Below are 15713 nucleotides of genomic sequence, written 5' to 3'. Positions count from 1 at the left end.
GGAGGCGTTAGGTTATTAGGAATACCTACCATTGGAAAATTTATTGGACAAATCACATCTTCAATTCGACCTAGCTATCCGCTCTATTAACAGAGTCTCTACGCTCTTCCTGCCCAACGTGTGTGTAAATCATAGTTGTGTTCATGTCAGCATGGCCGAGTTGGTCTTTCAATGAAGCAAGATTTTTATTTTCCTTATGATACTTGGTCGCAAATGTGTGTCTTAGCTTATGGATAGTGAGAGCGGGCTTCCCAAAAGAATCCACATAACGTTCAAACATTTTCTGTGAAGCCCTGACTGTTAAACGGCTTACTTTTCCATTAGGTCCAGTAGGTAGAGAAAGGAAGACAGCCGGTTGTTTGTCATCAACGCTATATCGTGTTTTTCGAATAGCCAAATAAGACTGAAGATCCTCCAGAGCAATGTTGCTAATAGGAACGGTATCCTTCTTGTTGCCTTTCCTCGTAACATCTACTTTTCCCTTTATCCAATCAATGTCAACAAGATCAATTGATAAGGCTTCAGAGATACGGAGGCCTGAACCGAGTATGAGACTGACTAAAGCCAAGTCACGATCCTTGTTTTTTATATGAGAGTTCAATATACGTTTATTGTCTGCATATACTACTTGGAATCCTTCAGCAATAAACATGCGAAAGTCAAAGATTTCTTCATCACGCAGAATTTTATTTTCAATCCGAGATGCTTTTGCCTCAACGGTGAGTTTTTCTTTCTCTGTCTCAATTTTAACCATCACATTCCGTTTTAGATAAGGATAACCGTAATCATCCTCCGAAATTAATGATAGGAAATGAAAAAGTGATTTGAGAGATGCAATTTTTCTAGCGATAGTATCTATTGAATTGCGTTGTTCGATTGACAAGAAATCCTTAAACCGTTCAACATCAGTAGCACGTAAAGATTCTAAAATATCGAGGGGAAACTCCCCCCGAGAACCACTAAAGAATCCTTCTGCTATCAACCAATCAAAAAACGTTATAAAATCAAAGCAGTAATTCAAGAGAGTATTAGGTGATTTTTTTCTCTTATTACGTTCAATGTATTCCTTAGCATACCAAGGAAGCTCAATTAATTTATTTTCAGTTTTCTCATAAAGACGTTTGCGTTCATCAATGTGCATAATAACCCTCCGGTAGTGGAACCAATTTAATTACGTATAATGAGATGACTGTGTAATTATTTAACGAGGTTAAATATATGATAACACTATCAACATTATACCAAACATAAGTTCTCTTTACTATGATTTCGTCTAACTAGAGTTATACGTAATTAAGATGAATACTTCTTCCTGCTTAATATTTATTTCTATATGTACGTTGAAGCAAATCCGGTTGCATTGTTACAGCTGTGTGAAGCTAATGTGGTTGCATTCCTATATATGACTTTCAAACACCGGCTGCTTTCGAACCCGGTACTATTATTGCATTTTGCCTCATGATTCCTTCATGAAGAATAGTTAATGTCGGTGCTTTGAGTTTCTACGGCATACAGGACGCGCTGCGCCTGATTCCTCTCTGGTGCTGCTTTATTTTGTCCCACATCTGAAGCACGCAGCTGGCTGCATGATCGGCAAAGTAGATGACCTATATGCTGCAGGTCTGATTAGCGTCAAAGCAGTAATAGATCATAGCTAGTAGCATGTCATGCTGAAATCCTTAACGAACGCATCATCATCGAACTACCACCTAAATACAAAGACACCCACTACATCTATATCCATCACCTAGTTCCTCACACCCCGCCTGCATGTTGGCAGGGGGATTTTGCCGAACATTATGTCACTTTATATAAAATTCTTAACAAATACGGCTCTTAAAAGAGATCTCGTATACTTCATATGTAAGCGTCAAACAGCCCACACCTTGACACCAAGATGAGGGCTCGATTTTAGAATGAGGTTAGGATTTCAATACCCGACAGATCGGTGGCAAAGCGGCTGACCAAGGCAAGAACGGGTCCAGCGCTTCTGGATCTTTCAGATCAGGGAGTTGTGGAAGCTGTTCAAATAGAAACTTCAAGTACTGGAACGGATTCAGTCCGTTTTCTTTTGCCGTTTCCATCACGCTATAGATGACTGCACTAGCCTTGGCTCCGCGTGGGGTGTTGGCAAAAAGCCAGTTTTTGCGTCCAATCACAAACGGTTTAATCGCCCGTTCGCTGCGGTTATTGTCGATCTCCAGGCGTCCGTCCTTCAGGAAAGCGGACAACTTCTCCCATTGATTCAGGCAATAAGTGATCGCTTGGCCCAGGGCACTCTTGGGCAGGACGCGAGACTTTTGCTGACGCAGCCATACTGAAAAAGCATCCAGAATCGGGCGGCTGCGCTCCATTCGGACGTTCTCTCGTTCTTCCGGCGTCGCATCCTTCAGTTCTCGCTCCACCGCGAACAACTGATTGCAGAAGGTGAGTCCCTGCTGCGCAGCCGTTCCAATCCTGGCTTCGGAGGCGGGCAAGGCCTTCAGCGCTTCGTCAAACTTGCGGCGCGCATGGGCCCAGCACCCGACCAGAGTCACCCCGGCTACCTTATGGTAGCCAGGGTATCCATCCACGTGCAGGTATCCCCTGAATCCGGCCAGGAAATTTCGGGGATGCTCCCCGCCACGCGCCTTGCAGTATTCGTACAACACGATGGGCGGTCCACTGCGTCCGGTCCGATACAACCACAGGTACGACTGCGACTCGGCGGACTTTCCAGGCTCCCGCAGCACCTGCAGCGTCGTTTCGTCCGCATGCAAAATCTCCTGCCCTAGCAAATGTTCTTTCATTCGCTCAAACAGCGGCGTCAGCCATTGATCTGCCCCATACATCATCCAATTTGCCAGGGTCTGCCGCGAGAGCGTCAGCCCGAGCCGGGCAAACTGTTGCTCCTGGCGGTAGAGAGGCTGACTCTCCACATATTTCTGGTTCATGACATGCGCCAGAATGGACGGTGAAGCCAGACTGCCGGGATAGACCGATTTCGGCATAGGAGCTGTGACAATTGGAGTCTGAATCGCTTCGCGTTCACACCGGCGGCAGGCATACACCTGCCGAATGTGACGCAAGACTCTGACTTCTGCTGGAATCACGGTGATTTCGTTGCGGGTCTCCGTGCTCATAGGATGAAGGTCTCCGCCACAGCACGCACAAACCTGCTCCTCTTCAGGCAGTTCATAGTGAAGGGTATCGATAGGTAATTTCTCCAGTTTGGCCTCGCGAGTGTCCGTCCATTTCTTGCGGCTGTAGGTAAGGGTCTCGGTTTGCGGCTCTTCGGAAGCCGGGGTCGCTAACACCTCGGCTTCATTGAACAGGTTCATCTCGAGCTGATCCGGATGGGTCTTCTCGCTGGAGGTGCCGAAGCGCTTATGCTGGGCCAGACGGAACTGTTCCTCGTACCACTGAAGTTTAGCGGTCAATTCGGCATTTTGCTGTTCCAGCTTGGCCTTTTGTTGTTGGAGTTCTTCTATTGTAGATGAGGGGTTCGCTTGATTTTCCATACCCTAAAATTTCGACAACACGGATGATTTCCCTGCTACCAGGCCTGCAAAAATGAAAAATCCGTTAAACGACGGTCTGAGCCTTGACCTGTTTATGGGCCTGCCGCTGGTGAAGGGAAAGCCCATCCAAGAGCCAGCGAAGTTCGCGAAAGGAAAGGGCAACCGGCGAGTCGCCAGGGCCCGGCCACTGGAAGGTTCCTCGTTCCAGGCGGCGGTACAGCAGCCAGAAGCCATTATGTTCCCAGTAGAGCATTTTGAGTTTGTCGCGCTGACGGTTACAAAAGACAAACAGACAAGGCGCGAACGGATCGAGCTGAAATCGCTCCTGAACCAGGGCGGCCAAGCCGTCGATGGACTTGCGTAAATCTGTGCTGCCGCCGGCTAAATAGACCTTTTCCGGCAGCGTCAGCATAAGGCCTCCAGCGCTTGAACCACTTGACGAAGCAGTTCAGGAGAAAAACCTGTCTGTACGTCAAGAGAGGCCGGACCGATACGAAGCGTCAAGGAGGAAGACGAGGAACGCGGAGAAACGGTCACCGGAATAAAGGAAGGGGAGGAAGAGCAAGGCTGGCTGGAATCGATTTTGCGGAGCCAATATTTCAATTGATGTAAGGTCAAGCCCTGTGCTTCGCACCAGGCAGACATGGAAAGGCCACTGGTCCGATAGTCCCTGATGCGTTCTGTCCACTCATACTGGCGTTGTTCGGCATTGGTCATCTGGCAGATCTCCTTGATTTAAGATATGCCTATGATCTCATGGCTGGCGTTGGGTTTACAGGTGGGCTAGGTTTGACGCTTACCTTCATATTACAATGTATTTTGTGCACGTGTCTAAGTCAAACATATTAGTATGACCCTCTCATACAAATTTTATACTCCCTCAGAGCTGATTCGTACGGATCTCCCTCTTAATGTGACCTACAAACATATATAAAAAGTCCTCACTTATGTGAGAACTTTTAGCTAAAAATATAGTTATTCAGGTAACGGAACTCTAGTGATAAGCTCTTCTAATATATCCCTATAGTAGAAGATAGCTTCGTGAAATTCTTTAAAGGCAGCTAGATCTCGATTATTGAACGCATGGATTCCATTACGGCGTTGCTGTATTGTCTGGATGGCATTATTCCGTTCTTTTTTGTTATTGTCATCCCATATCTTCTTATAATAGAAAATCCGAAGAGCTTCGAAACTTGCGTCTCCCGGCTTTAAAATCTTTTGACGCAGCTTAATAGCATCTTGATCTGTCATATAATCATCAAAATAAACGCTCAAGAAAAATTTCAGTGTGTTTTCCGTTAGTGCTCCAAGGTTTGCCCAGGCTAAGATGAGGGCACCATCGTATTCAGGATCATCCGCATCAGGCACCTCTAGCCATCGTTTTAATGTGTATGATAAGGATACCTGCCAGTCTAAACGAGCTTCATTTAACACGTCTGCTGCAGCCGTAGAAGCCCATTCATGTGAACTTGACCAGAAGGCTTGTATACCCTTATTCCGATGAATAATTATATCAATTACTTCTGGTAAAGTCAGCTCACGTTTCGCACTACCTATGAGTAGCTCAAATATCATAATTAATTCCACCTTCCATTTTATTCGTAATTCAAGCTATGAGAAGTTCTGTAGCGCTTACTAATACTGTCTGTAAGAAAATAAGACGTTTTTCTAAACTACAATAGTTCTATTGTGCGGCCGAACCATCCTCAATGTAAAGCAGAAAAGTATATATAAAGATACAAAAGTCATTTATCATGTTTTAGACAAAAAGAAGCCGAGATTTCTCTCGGCTTTTTTGAAGCAGCAGCTTTTATCTAAAACTATAATAGTAGTATAAGCATGTATTTTTAATAATATTCCTATTTTATCCAACAAGTTAGAGCACAGCACTATATTTTAGGATCTCGACTATCTTAACTGGCTACCCAGTCACAAGTCTGCTAAATGTGTAAACACCAAAAACGGTGGTGCGCTTGCTCTACGACTTCGTCACTCTACTATCACGCAACTTTTGATTTAGGCGCTCTAATACACCTGCAACCCTTATCACTAAGCATCAGGATTAACCGTTATTTCATAAAAAAACCTTATATATCACTGGATTTCTTTCTTATCCCTCATTAGTGAAGAGAAAGAAATGAAATGATATAATATAATTCGTATATAGATTTTTTTGATTTACACGTTATCGTATATAAATTCGATTGAAATGTTTCTTACACTACAGCTTTCTTAACTAAGCGGAGACAAGTCGCCTCTATTTACTACAAAACACAGTATTCCACTCAATATTTCGAGTGGATTTTCCTTTTCATCGCCTAAAAGTATCTTTTTGTTTGTGTATTAAGTAGAAATTCAGCGGTTATTTTGAAGAAATTTATTACTATGAATAAATTACAACATAATGTTATCTTACTGGAGAAAATCGTGCTTAATTCTTCAAAACCCCTTATATATCAAGCTATTTCTTTCTTCCTCTCAATGAGTAATGAAAGAGAAACGAATAAAGATATTTTAATTCGTGTATGATTATTTCTAATTTACACGAATTGGAGTATAATTATTCTAGTGAAAAATACGGTTTACGCATATTTGTGTTTTCATGGATAATAGAAACACGATTTCGAGTTTCGAAAGGAGATAATCATCATAATGGATCTCATTGGTGACTATAAAACTAAAATCGAAGAATATAAAAGGCTAAGAGAAATTGCAGAAACAATTCCAACAGAAATGCCCTACCGGTTAGAAATCATTATTGACTTGAATTCAAAAATTAAAGATACTGAAGCTCGCCTTTACAAGATGCAATCCTTTCGAACAACTATACGGTGTAATCAATGTAAAAAATATCTAGACGGAGATCAAACTTACCGTCAGGTCGGTCCATCTTATATCATATGTGAAGCCTGCATTCAAACCATTTATCAGAATCAGTTATCCAGTGAATGGGAACGTATCTACCAGTTACCTAAAGGGTGTATCAAACAGGATATTTTGGACCATAAGTTGGATGAGTACAAAGCTGCCGGCCTCATATATAGATCTGGACGTTATCATATGGTTTCCCAATATGTCGTAATAGATTATTACGGGAAAAAACGTAAGTTGCCTGATGTTCCTTACCCTTTTATCGAGACTATATCATAAAAAAAGCTCCATTAGGAACGACCTTTCATATTAAGCAGGTCAACGCTTGAAGCAGCTACTCAATCTTAACAAGCTTGATGTGCCTATCCGGCTTTAAATGTTGTGTCATCCGATGTAGATTGGGATTAAAAAAATATACATGATCTGCAGGATAACCTTGAATACCCAAGATAATATGGCCAAGCTGGTCGAATATGATGCTTTTTAAGTTTAGCCCCATACTTCCTCCAGGAGGTCTACCTCTTCCCCTCGTCCTTTTGTGTCTCTATTCCTATCGACAAGTCAGCTAAGAAAGATAGCTTTTCACAGGTCATTATTCGTCCTCCAATACGAAAAAAGAGAAGAACCCATTGGAATAGGTTCTTCTCTTCATTACAGATGTGTATTTCATTCTATCGAATTTTTAAAAACTCTGAATGCCTATAAACTAAAGGCCATTTGATTATCTTCGCAATAAACTTCATCCGGATTATCACTTGTAGTCAAACATTTCTTCAGTTCCAGAGAACTACAGCAGTTAGGCAATATCAAGCCGGTAAAACGTTCAAATAATAGCTTGAAATATGGAAATTCTTCTGCTCGCTTCATCCAAGCAAAACGATTATCGTTCAATAAGCGTTCAACTTGACCATTAAGAAAAAAGTACAAAGGATTGAAGTGATAATCAGACCAGTTGTTAAACCACTCTATTTGGCTTTTTGCTTCCGGGAATGGGTATAGCATTAAATAGATTCCTAGGTCTTTATGTGAGACTTCTTTTGGTTCCGGAATATCTGCTGATACGAGTTCTAAATCTGTAGATTTATGATCTGTTATAGAGAGGTCATCCTCGTTTCGAACGAATACATTATCAAGATAAATATTAATAACTCTGGCATGCATTATGACGTTACTCAATTTACAAAGATAGCTTACGCGTTTTCCAATAGTTATTAATCGTTTTACCTCACTCAAACCAAGAAGATCAGGAATAAGTTTCGGTCAATTCTACTTTATAGGTCATTTGCTCATTCACTATTATCATCCTTTCAAATTTAAAGTCCATCCTAGGCTTATAGCTACATAGAGGACTTGATTTTAGAATTCAAATGTCAGTTGATTTATTTCGTTACTGATCAATTGATATTGAAATTGTTGCCGTTCGATCGTTCTTTCAGTGATAATGAGTAACTCGTGAATGTAAGCCAGCGGTATTTCATAGCTGTCTTCATTAACTTTCCACTCACTAAGGTTGATATCTTTTCGATAGGCAAACCTCCGGATCGATAAACAATGGAGACGTTGATGAACATCTCTCAATAAGCCATCAAACTCTCCCTCAATTGTATAGCCATTTAAACGAATAAATACCAATTGACCTTTTACTAGTGATCTTACCTCGTCGCATACTCGGTTATGCCTGGCAATCCAGTCCCGATCTTCTTGTGTATAACGGTCGATACCTACTGTATCCTGAAAGACCTTGCCCCCCTTTGCATCAAGCAAATATGCAGGTTCCCAGAGAGGATCAAACATCGCACCGGAATACGGACCAGGGTGTACCGGAAGGAGCGCGTAGAGAGCTTTCCAGAAGCGTTCTGATATGGGATTACCTTCAGAGACTTCCCTCTCTTTAACCATTCTGGAGATTGCCAAAATTTCTTCTTCCAGCATAGGCAGATCAAGCCTTTTCCAATGTTCTAATAGGAGTGCACGGTGATCCACCGTAAGATCTCCAAATCCAGGTTCAAAAGTTGCAAAACGTCGCTTGCGTTGGTAACCTGTAAATCCGCCATAGCGAAGATCTTGAGTAGCTTTTAAGTATCCTCTCATTTGATAAAATCCTCCCAACTCATCCGGGTAGACATTTACCAAGTTTTTAAGAGAATTATCCTCTTTTACCACAGAGCAAAATACACAACCGAACCTTGCAGAGCTACCTCCACAGCCTTTGATAGCATCATTTTCGTTCGTTATCATTGCGCCGATAGGACATTCCATAGCACCTGAAGCGAAACCATAAATATCAATTAATCGGCGGTTAGAATATTCCTCACTCCAGGGAGATGAATAACGCACCAGATAGGTAGCAATATCAGTAGCTGACCATGCTCTGATCGGAGCGGCAGTCCGTATATTTTGAACTACATGCTCACCGTAAAAATCTACTCCAAAATGAGATTCTACTGATCGCGATCGAGCAGAGGATTCCATACTCCGTACACCAAGTAACTGGCATATGATTTTTTCTTTCGAAAAACGAAGTAAGTCCTTCCTAGCCGGCATGATCTTTAACCGGGAAATGCACCATTTGTAAAAAACGGAAGGGGGTTGATAGGATTTCCCAAAGATACAGACTAGAAAACGCTCATCAATATCTGGTTCCACTATCACAAAGCGATCTTCTGAAAATCCATTTACAAATCGCTTATTAAGAGTCTTGATTATTGCATTGCGAACGCTACGCAAATGGGTCTCAATGATGGGATTTTCAATACCTGTCGATGCACTTACAATAAACAGTTTATCCTGGTATTCCGGATTTTTAAGTACGAATTCAACACTCAACTGTAGCAGCACTGATGAGTCTTTCCCCCCGCTAAATGCAATGACAACGATAGGATTGTCTTCAAATACTTGTTTAATTGAGGATATAGTATCCTGCAGAAGACTTTCGGGTACATCTTCTTCTATCCCCATGAATTCACCTTTACTGTCGCTTTTAATTGCACTCTCATTGATAAATGGTTCGATTTCAAACAAGTTAAGCTTCTCGTATTTAGTAACCGGGTTAAGATTAGGCCACTCCATCGGTTTATAGATGCCATAAGGCGGATATGGTTGCTTTCCAAAATAGATTTCAACAAGAAGGCTGAAATCATCATTTTGAAACCACAGTTTTAATTTGTGCTTCGGAGATATTAGTCGTTCACTGATCCTGCCAATGCATGCTTCCTGCTTATATGCATCAGTGAATGATTGGACTGGAATCATGCAATTCATCTTAAAGACTTCTTCAAGTCCGTATGCTAAAGCTGCCACTGGTAGTTGTTCCTCATAGAGAAGTAAATCTTGCCACCTAAGTGATAACTCCGGACTCCCCATTAGGTCATTAATCGGCTTATCTGTTATAAAATGATGAATTACAAGGTAATGGGTTTGGCAGCCAAATACTGCTGTCCAATCACGTACACTACCAAAATAATCCCAGCCCTTATTTTTTAAATAGCTCCATATTTTTCTGGTCTGATTGTTATGCCTAGAGATGTTACCTTCTGGGGTGATTTTGTTTTTTGCTATACGAAAGACGTATTTTTGAGTATGTGCGCCTTTAATTACGTGAGCTGATTCTTGTTGAACCATCGACTCTCCATTGGACATTTGAACCTCTCCTTTCGATGGAACAAATAAAAGAGAACCGCACATGAGCGATTCTCTTTATTTGTTGATGTCGTAATCTATTAAAATAGGGCGATTTGTTCTTTTTGGGGAGGGGAATAATTCATAAATACGTACTCTACATCGTCCCTTCGCGTCTGACCATATTCTGCTTTGGCCACTCTCCCAACTTTGGATTCAAAGGTTACGCAATTCCAATCTTTGTATAATTCTAAAATTGTCGGGTCTCCATAATATGAAACCATGCATTTCCCCTGGATATTATTCAACATTTCAGCTAGTACAACATGCTGACTTTTCTGAGTTTCTTTATTTTCGAGGTCTTGCTCCATTTTTCCTTTATAAAAGTGTTCCTTTCCGAAATATGGAGGATCGATATAATAAAAAGTTTCTTTTCCATCATAGCGTCTGATTATATCTTTATAGTCTAGGCATTCAATCATAACAGTACGAAACCGCTCTTCGAAAGATTCTAACTTAGATACTGCACTTTGATAATCCAGTGCTGTGTTTTTAACCTTACCTGAGCGCCAACCACTTTTGATCCCACTTGCTGGAATAATTGAATTTCTCAAGATGTAAAACCACCTGATTGCTCTTTCAATGGGATCCTGTGGGAGCTCATCGTGCTGCCATTGCTCGAAAATGAAACGGCTCGTTGGTAGAGATCGGAGTGCTTCTATCAATGCGCCTCTGTTCTCTCGCAGTGTTAATAAAAAATGAATCAAGTCCTGATCAATGTCATTAAAGACTTCTACACGGCTCCGTTTTTTAGAGAGCGTCATATGTCCGCCACCACCGAAAACTTCTACCCAGCAATGATGCTCTGGAACAAGCGGTAGAAGGTGTGGAGCCAGTATACTCTTGCCGCCAAACCAACGTAGGCAATTCTTTGGATGATTCACTTCATAATAGTTAATAGCCATATCAATCTCTCCCGTTTTCCATATGAATTAATATCCGATATGGAAAAGGCAGGACTCTGTTTGTCCTCTTATACAGCCTCGACTTCGCTGTAATAAGTGCTACTTATCCCCAGTAGGGGGCTTCGCCTGAAGGGGGCTACAATGAACCTCTAAACAGACGCCTCATAAAGACGAACTGTTCCTTCTTGCACCTTATGTTAGAGAGTGTGATGATAGGCTTTTAGGGAACCTTCTTTCATACAATTCCTCCAGATTTTCACTATCAACAACGACAGTTTTTATTAAAATTGCTTCCTTCTCACTTCAATAAGGCTATCTGGGTTCTTAACATGGACGCGCTGATTTTACTTTCCGCGATCATCACATAGGATTTTTTGAGTAAGAATACTGTGAATTTTGCAATTGTTCGACCAAATGCATTTTTGAAATGTTCAAGTTTCTCATCTCTATAAAGGTCGGCAAGAGATTGCTTTGTTTGCAGAAATGCACGCAATGTTCCTTCGAGATCTTCTTGCTGCAGCGTGCTTTCGAAGTCCCTCTCAGCCTTATTCTCATCTTTCTGTTTTTGACGATAAGAACTCAACAACAGTTTTAATTCCTCTATGTTACTTTCAATCCCGAGCTGCTGTGCCTGCTTTCCATATGCAGAAACCAGGAAGCTGGCTTCCATGGGATTCAAGTAATCAATACAAGAGATTAAGTTCCGTTTATCACGCTGAATGTCCTTTTGTTTCTGCATTCTTCTTTCCTGTTCAATTAAATCAAGATAAGCGTTAGGCTTACTTCCTAAAGGTACTCCATCTGCATAAATGCGATAGGAAATACCGTTTTCTTCAAATAGTTTTTTTAGCGGATCAGCCAATGTCCTGCCTGTATGAATTTCTACCATAGGTAGATCATTCATTGAGAGAACAAGATCTACGACTTTTCTGGCTAGACATTCTGCTTCGCTTTTCCTTGCATGATAACGCTGCAACGGATAAGGCTCTACAATTTCTTCAAAACCAATGATCCTTTGCCCATAAAAGCTCACAAAGAAAATATTTTCTCTTGGAAAACTACGTTCGAGCATATACTGAATAACCGTGTTGACCCATCGACTTTGTTTTCCTTGGAAAAATTGAAAGGCCGGCATTGGTTCTTCTGGGCGAGCAGTGGACTCGGTTATAATTGCAATTCTATTCACAACTCCACCTCATTAGATTGAAGTACAGGAGTTTTGCTCACCGTGTCCCCATTACGAACCCACCGTACAGCGGTCTTATTATATACGAGTTTTCCAGCCTCTTTTCGAAGCCATTCCTCAGCAGCATCGATTGCCTGATCTTTCAAAAAAAGCTTATCGTTGAATAGTCCTTCTTCAGTTGAAAAATCATTTAACATATAGAGCCGAAATAAAGGACCTTCGTCGTAACCAAGAGCGTAAATATCTGTTCCTTCAGGATATAACTCTGGCTCTTCTGCAAATTCAGCGAAAATTGATAGTTTATGCAGATCTAAACCAAGCCAGCTGATTTTCATATCGATGGAATCCATAGGTCCAAATTCAAGCTCAGCTACGATACCATCTCCACCTTCTAAAAGCCTCTTACTGATTTCATATGGTGAATTTGTCCAAGAATTCATAGTAAGACGCGTAGAATGTTCTTCGTTAGTTATCTTGTAATTTCTTTTCCAATGATCCATACAACGGTTACAGTACTGGCCTAAACCCTTCCATACTATATCAGCTGGCTCGCGGCAAAAATCACAAATCATCTGAACGGAATCTTGAACCCCTATTCCAAGTATTTCTGAACTACTTTCCGTTTTAATACAGTTTGACATTGTGGTCACTAGTCTTCCTCCTTGTTTGATCGCTGAACGCGAAAAAAAGCCCTATCCAATTGGATAAGGCTGTTGTAATCGTTAGCGATATTTTTGTTTTTAAATTAGTGATAAGACCTTACTTCCGGCGAATCTTATCAAATTGAGGTCAATTATTACGAATGACTACAATTCGGTGTCGCCTGTGTCATCATCATGAAATCTAATAGGTTTAGCTCATGTCCATGACTGTACTTCATTCTCCTTCCGATTTGAAACAAGGAAGTCCTTTGTTTGGCTTGTTATTCTATCGTCGCAAAGGCGTACATAGATTAACCAAACTAAAAGAAGTACAAAAGTTTGTATCTGTTTATATTGTATCTTTTTTCTTAGTAAAAGGAAATAGTCTTATTGTACACTTCGACGAACATCATCGATTCGTCACCTTGTTCTTCAAGGAGAGATAGTACACTAAGTGAATCTGGTAAGGCTCCGTGATCTGTGAGGGTGCCTGCAGCTTCTGAGAGCTTCAGGCACCGATCTCAGCCAACTATCAGACTATTCTTACCCACCTTCTCACCGCATTTGCTGCAACTGCGCTGCTGTAAAAAAAGCCACTTACAGACATTGTGTGTCTGCAAGTGGCTTTAATGTGAATTTTAGATAATTATTCATCTGCCGATCCTCTAAAATCCATTTAAAATTGCAACTGAAGTTGAATTCTTGTTTACTAGGGCTATTAATTTTCTAAAGCAATTCTAATCGTCTCTAGTCTAATGGCTTTTCGTAAACTAATTTGTTCCTCAACCCTTTCAGCTGCTTTTACTACTTCGCTGTAAAAGGCAGGCCGTTGCTTAACTTGCTCGTGATTAACGGGGATTGTCAGCAATAGTTCGATTATTTCTATATTCTCGATATCTTCTTGCTGGTTTAAGATAAACTCCTGAATCCCGTCATAATCCAATGTATCAAGCATATTTTGTAAGTACTCGGTTATCGATAAGTTCACTGTAGGTGCTCCCTTCACTACGTCCTTAAGTATACTCCATAGTTTTTCACGCGGGTGAGTTTCAAGACCGTAAAACCAGTTGACTGCTCCCCAAACAACTACTGAGCGTATTTCATGAAAGTCATCCATATTTAGTATATTCTGATTGACAAGAATGCCAACTTTTTCAGCAATTATTAGTTTATCGTTCGGAGTTAAACTTTTCAGTAGAGATTGCACGTCATGCCGCTGATGCTTACACACCATCTCATTCATATTAGATCGCTCCTTTAATCTTAATTAAAGACTGTGGCTACAGCTGTAGACAAAAAAGAAGTTTACGCAACATAAACTGTTTCAGCTGTATTTTCTATCCAGTTGATGACTTTTGACAATAGGGTTTCATCAAATGTTTTTACCTCTATTACCTGACCAGAGTCCATGATTAGCGTAAGGTAATATCCTTCGATGCTTCCTTCAATAAATTTAATTTCCCCAAGGGTACCTTGAGTTTCAGTCGATAACTGTAAAATATCCTTTTTAGAATAACTAAGATTTCCAAACTGAATGAGTTCGACTGTAGTTGATTTGAATTGCTGCATCATACACGAGAAATTAATGTTTTCTTTTAAAAAGGGCATATTTACCCATTCGATATTATTTTGTTGTAAAAAGGAGCAAGCATCTTGATAAACAATGGTTTGTGAAAAAAGCGTCATTATAAAACCATCCTTCTAATTAAATGTTTGTATTAAGTACACGTTTTTAGGAATTTAAATGTATTTGAACAAAAAAGAGAACACTTCCTTGTTATGAGGAATGTTCTCTTTTCTCACGTTTTAAATGTGCTTTCTTTTATTTTCTCCCTCATTTGTCATAAAACATAGGTTAATTACCACCTAAAAATGGCAGCAGCATAAGTTAGTGCCATTTCATGAATAACAGAAATTCCTATTCCACAGGCTTATTTAACCTGTTTCTTTTTTACTAAAAGTCTTTAAAATGAAAAAGCAAGTTGACCTTCAGAGATATTTCGCCCTGGTTCCGCTAAGACTAGCTGGATGGATTGACTAATAAGATCATACCCCTCAACATTTCCCGGTCGAGCGTACCAAGGGGCATAAAAGTAAAACTGAATGGTACATAGTTTCACGGCAATCCCCGATATATCCTGACCGTAGCCCCGTAAAAAATAATTAGAAGCCGGTAGCAATGTTGCCCCGCAGCCTACACATGAATCTAGTACTGACTGTCTTTTCATATGCTCTGGGTCCCCATCGCCGTGACTTATCTCAACCATCATCCGAGTTATATTAAACGGTGTTGGATAATATCCAAGGCCTGATTTATATCCTTTGCCCGTCTCATCACAGAGAACATGGGATAAATAATCAGTGGGATTATCGAGAACCAGGAATAAATCAAATTCCTTGTAATAATGCTCGTTTAAGCTTTCTGAGATCCGCGGTGCTTCTATGCTTCCTGCCATCCCCCACAGTAGCCAATCTGCAAAAGTATCGATATTAGAGTCAAAATGCTGAAGACACTTAGCAAACATTTTTTTAGTTGCCTCTGCTTGATGGGAGGACGTATCTTTCCACTCTATTTGAGGGATCGGACCACTACCTTCAATCGTTCCTTTTTGTAAAATGTCTGTCCAGTATCTCCATCTGCCCCAAAGAAGGTCATCGTAGGCGAATAAAAATGGCAATAGCCATCCTCTCTTCTCAAACACTTCGGAATGATGCTGTGGTAGCCCTCCAATCGCTTGTGCATATCCAGCTATTTCATGGGGTAAACGAGCGAGCTGCTCAACTGAAAAGCGATCGATACGATATAAATGGTTTTTATCTTGTGGTTTAGACATGGTATCTTTTCTCCTTAAAATCCTCCCCTTCTGCACAGGAGGAAGTGTTGATCCCTGTGCAGAGGGTAGAACATATAAGGTTGAAAATAAATCAACCC

Annotated in this window: 14 protein-coding genes; 1 reads left to right on the top strand and 13 read right to left on the bottom strand. The window is 40.8% G+C overall.

Annotated features, from left to right (window positions below):
- Positions 1–70 precede the first annotated feature (70 nt).
- The 5 genes from xerS to CA598_RS06515 all read right to left on the bottom strand — a co-directional run bounded on the left by xerS (position 71) and on the right by CA598_RS06515 (position 5075).
- Positions 71–1141 (bottom strand): tyrosine recombinase XerS, encoded by a 1071-nt coding sequence (gene xerS / locus CA598_RS06535; protein ID WP_094875994.1) that lies wholly within the window; start codon positions 1139–1141, stop codon positions 71–73.
- Between the two features lie 781 nt (positions 1142–1922).
- Entirely contained in the window at positions 1923–3500 is a 1578-nt protein-coding gene (gene tnpC / locus CA598_RS06530; RefSeq protein WP_076147732.1) for an IS66 family transposase, read from the bottom strand.
- Positions 3501–3564: 64 nt separating this feature from the next.
- Complete coding sequence (gene tnpB / locus CA598_RS06525; RefSeq protein WP_076147734.1) at positions 3565–3912, bottom strand: IS66 family insertion sequence element accessory protein TnpB; 348 nt, start codon at positions 3910–3912, stop codon at positions 3565–3567.
- Positions 3906–4217, bottom strand: a complete 312-nt coding sequence (gene tnpA, locus CA598_RS06520; RefSeq protein ID WP_076147737.1) for an IS66 family insertion sequence element accessory protein TnpA — start codon at positions 4215–4217, stop codon at positions 3906–3908. The genes tnpB and tnpA overlap by 7 nt, the downstream gene beginning before the upstream one ends.
- 258 nt (positions 4218–4475) lie before the next feature.
- Entirely contained in the window at positions 4476–5075 is a 600-nt protein-coding gene (locus CA598_RS06515) for a hypothetical protein (RefSeq protein ID WP_094875993.1), read from the bottom strand.
- A 1077-nt stretch (positions 5076–6152) separates the two neighbouring features.
- Here CA598_RS06515 and CA598_RS06510 point away from each other — a divergent pair.
- Positions 6153–6650 carry a hypothetical protein gene (locus tag CA598_RS06510; RefSeq protein WP_094875992.1) on the top strand — a complete coding sequence of 166 codons (498 nt, stop codon included), beginning with the start codon at positions 6153–6155 and terminating at the stop codon, positions 6648–6650.
- A 420-nt stretch (positions 6651–7070) separates the two neighbouring features.
- On the opposite strand, the gene CA598_RS06505 is transcribed toward CA598_RS06510, so the two are convergent.
- From CA598_RS06505 to CA598_RS06470, 8 genes are all read right to left on the bottom strand, one after another.
- Entirely contained in the window at positions 7071–7532 is a 462-nt protein-coding gene (locus tag CA598_RS06505; RefSeq protein ID WP_094875991.1) for a hypothetical protein, read from the bottom strand.
- Between the two features lie 195 nt (positions 7533–7727).
- The gene (locus CA598_RS06500) at positions 7728–10010 is read right to left on the bottom strand and encodes an adenine nucleotide alpha hydrolase family protein (RefSeq protein ID WP_094875990.1); all 2283 of its coding nucleotides are present in this window, start codon (positions 10008–10010) and stop codon (positions 7728–7730) included.
- Positions 10011–10090: 80 nt separating this feature from the next.
- A complete protein-coding gene (locus tag CA598_RS06495) occupies positions 10091–10954 on the bottom strand; it encodes a DNA adenine methylase (protein WP_094875989.1) in 864 nt (287 codons plus the stop codon).
- Positions 10955–11252: 298 nt separating this feature from the next.
- Positions 11253–12140 carry a hypothetical protein gene (locus tag CA598_RS06490; RefSeq protein ID WP_094875988.1) on the bottom strand — a complete coding sequence of 296 codons (888 nt, stop codon included), beginning with the start codon at positions 12138–12140 and terminating at the stop codon, positions 11253–11255.
- Positions 12137–12790, bottom strand: coding sequence for a hypothetical protein (locus tag CA598_RS06485; protein WP_094875987.1), 654 nt, complete (start codon positions 12788–12790; stop codon positions 12137–12139). Before CA598_RS06485 ends, CA598_RS06490 begins: the two co-directional genes overlap by 4 nt.
- 709 nt (positions 12791–13499) lie before the next feature.
- Positions 13500–14024: a hypothetical protein gene (locus CA598_RS06480; RefSeq protein WP_094875986.1), complete on the bottom strand. Its 525-nt coding sequence runs from the start codon at positions 14022–14024 to the stop codon at positions 13500–13502.
- A gap of 62 nt (positions 14025–14086) precedes the next feature.
- Positions 14087–14467: a hypothetical protein gene (locus CA598_RS06475; RefSeq protein ID WP_094875985.1), complete on the bottom strand. Its 381-nt coding sequence runs from the start codon at positions 14465–14467 to the stop codon at positions 14087–14089.
- Positions 14468–14745: 278 nt separating this feature from the next.
- Positions 14746–15615 (bottom strand): DNA methyltransferase family protein, encoded by an 870-nt coding sequence (locus CA598_RS06470; RefSeq protein ID WP_094875984.1) that lies wholly within the window; start codon positions 15613–15615, stop codon positions 14746–14748.
- Positions 15616–15713: the final 98 nt, after the last annotated feature.

This window comes from Paenibacillus sp. VTT E-133291 (assembly GCF_002264395.1).
GTDB lineage: Bacteria > Bacillota > Bacilli > Paenibacillales > Paenibacillaceae > Paenibacillus_AQ > Paenibacillus_AQ nitricinens.
The sequence above is the reverse complement of the archived record's forward strand: the minus strand, read 5'-3'. Positions and strand labels throughout refer to the sequence as shown.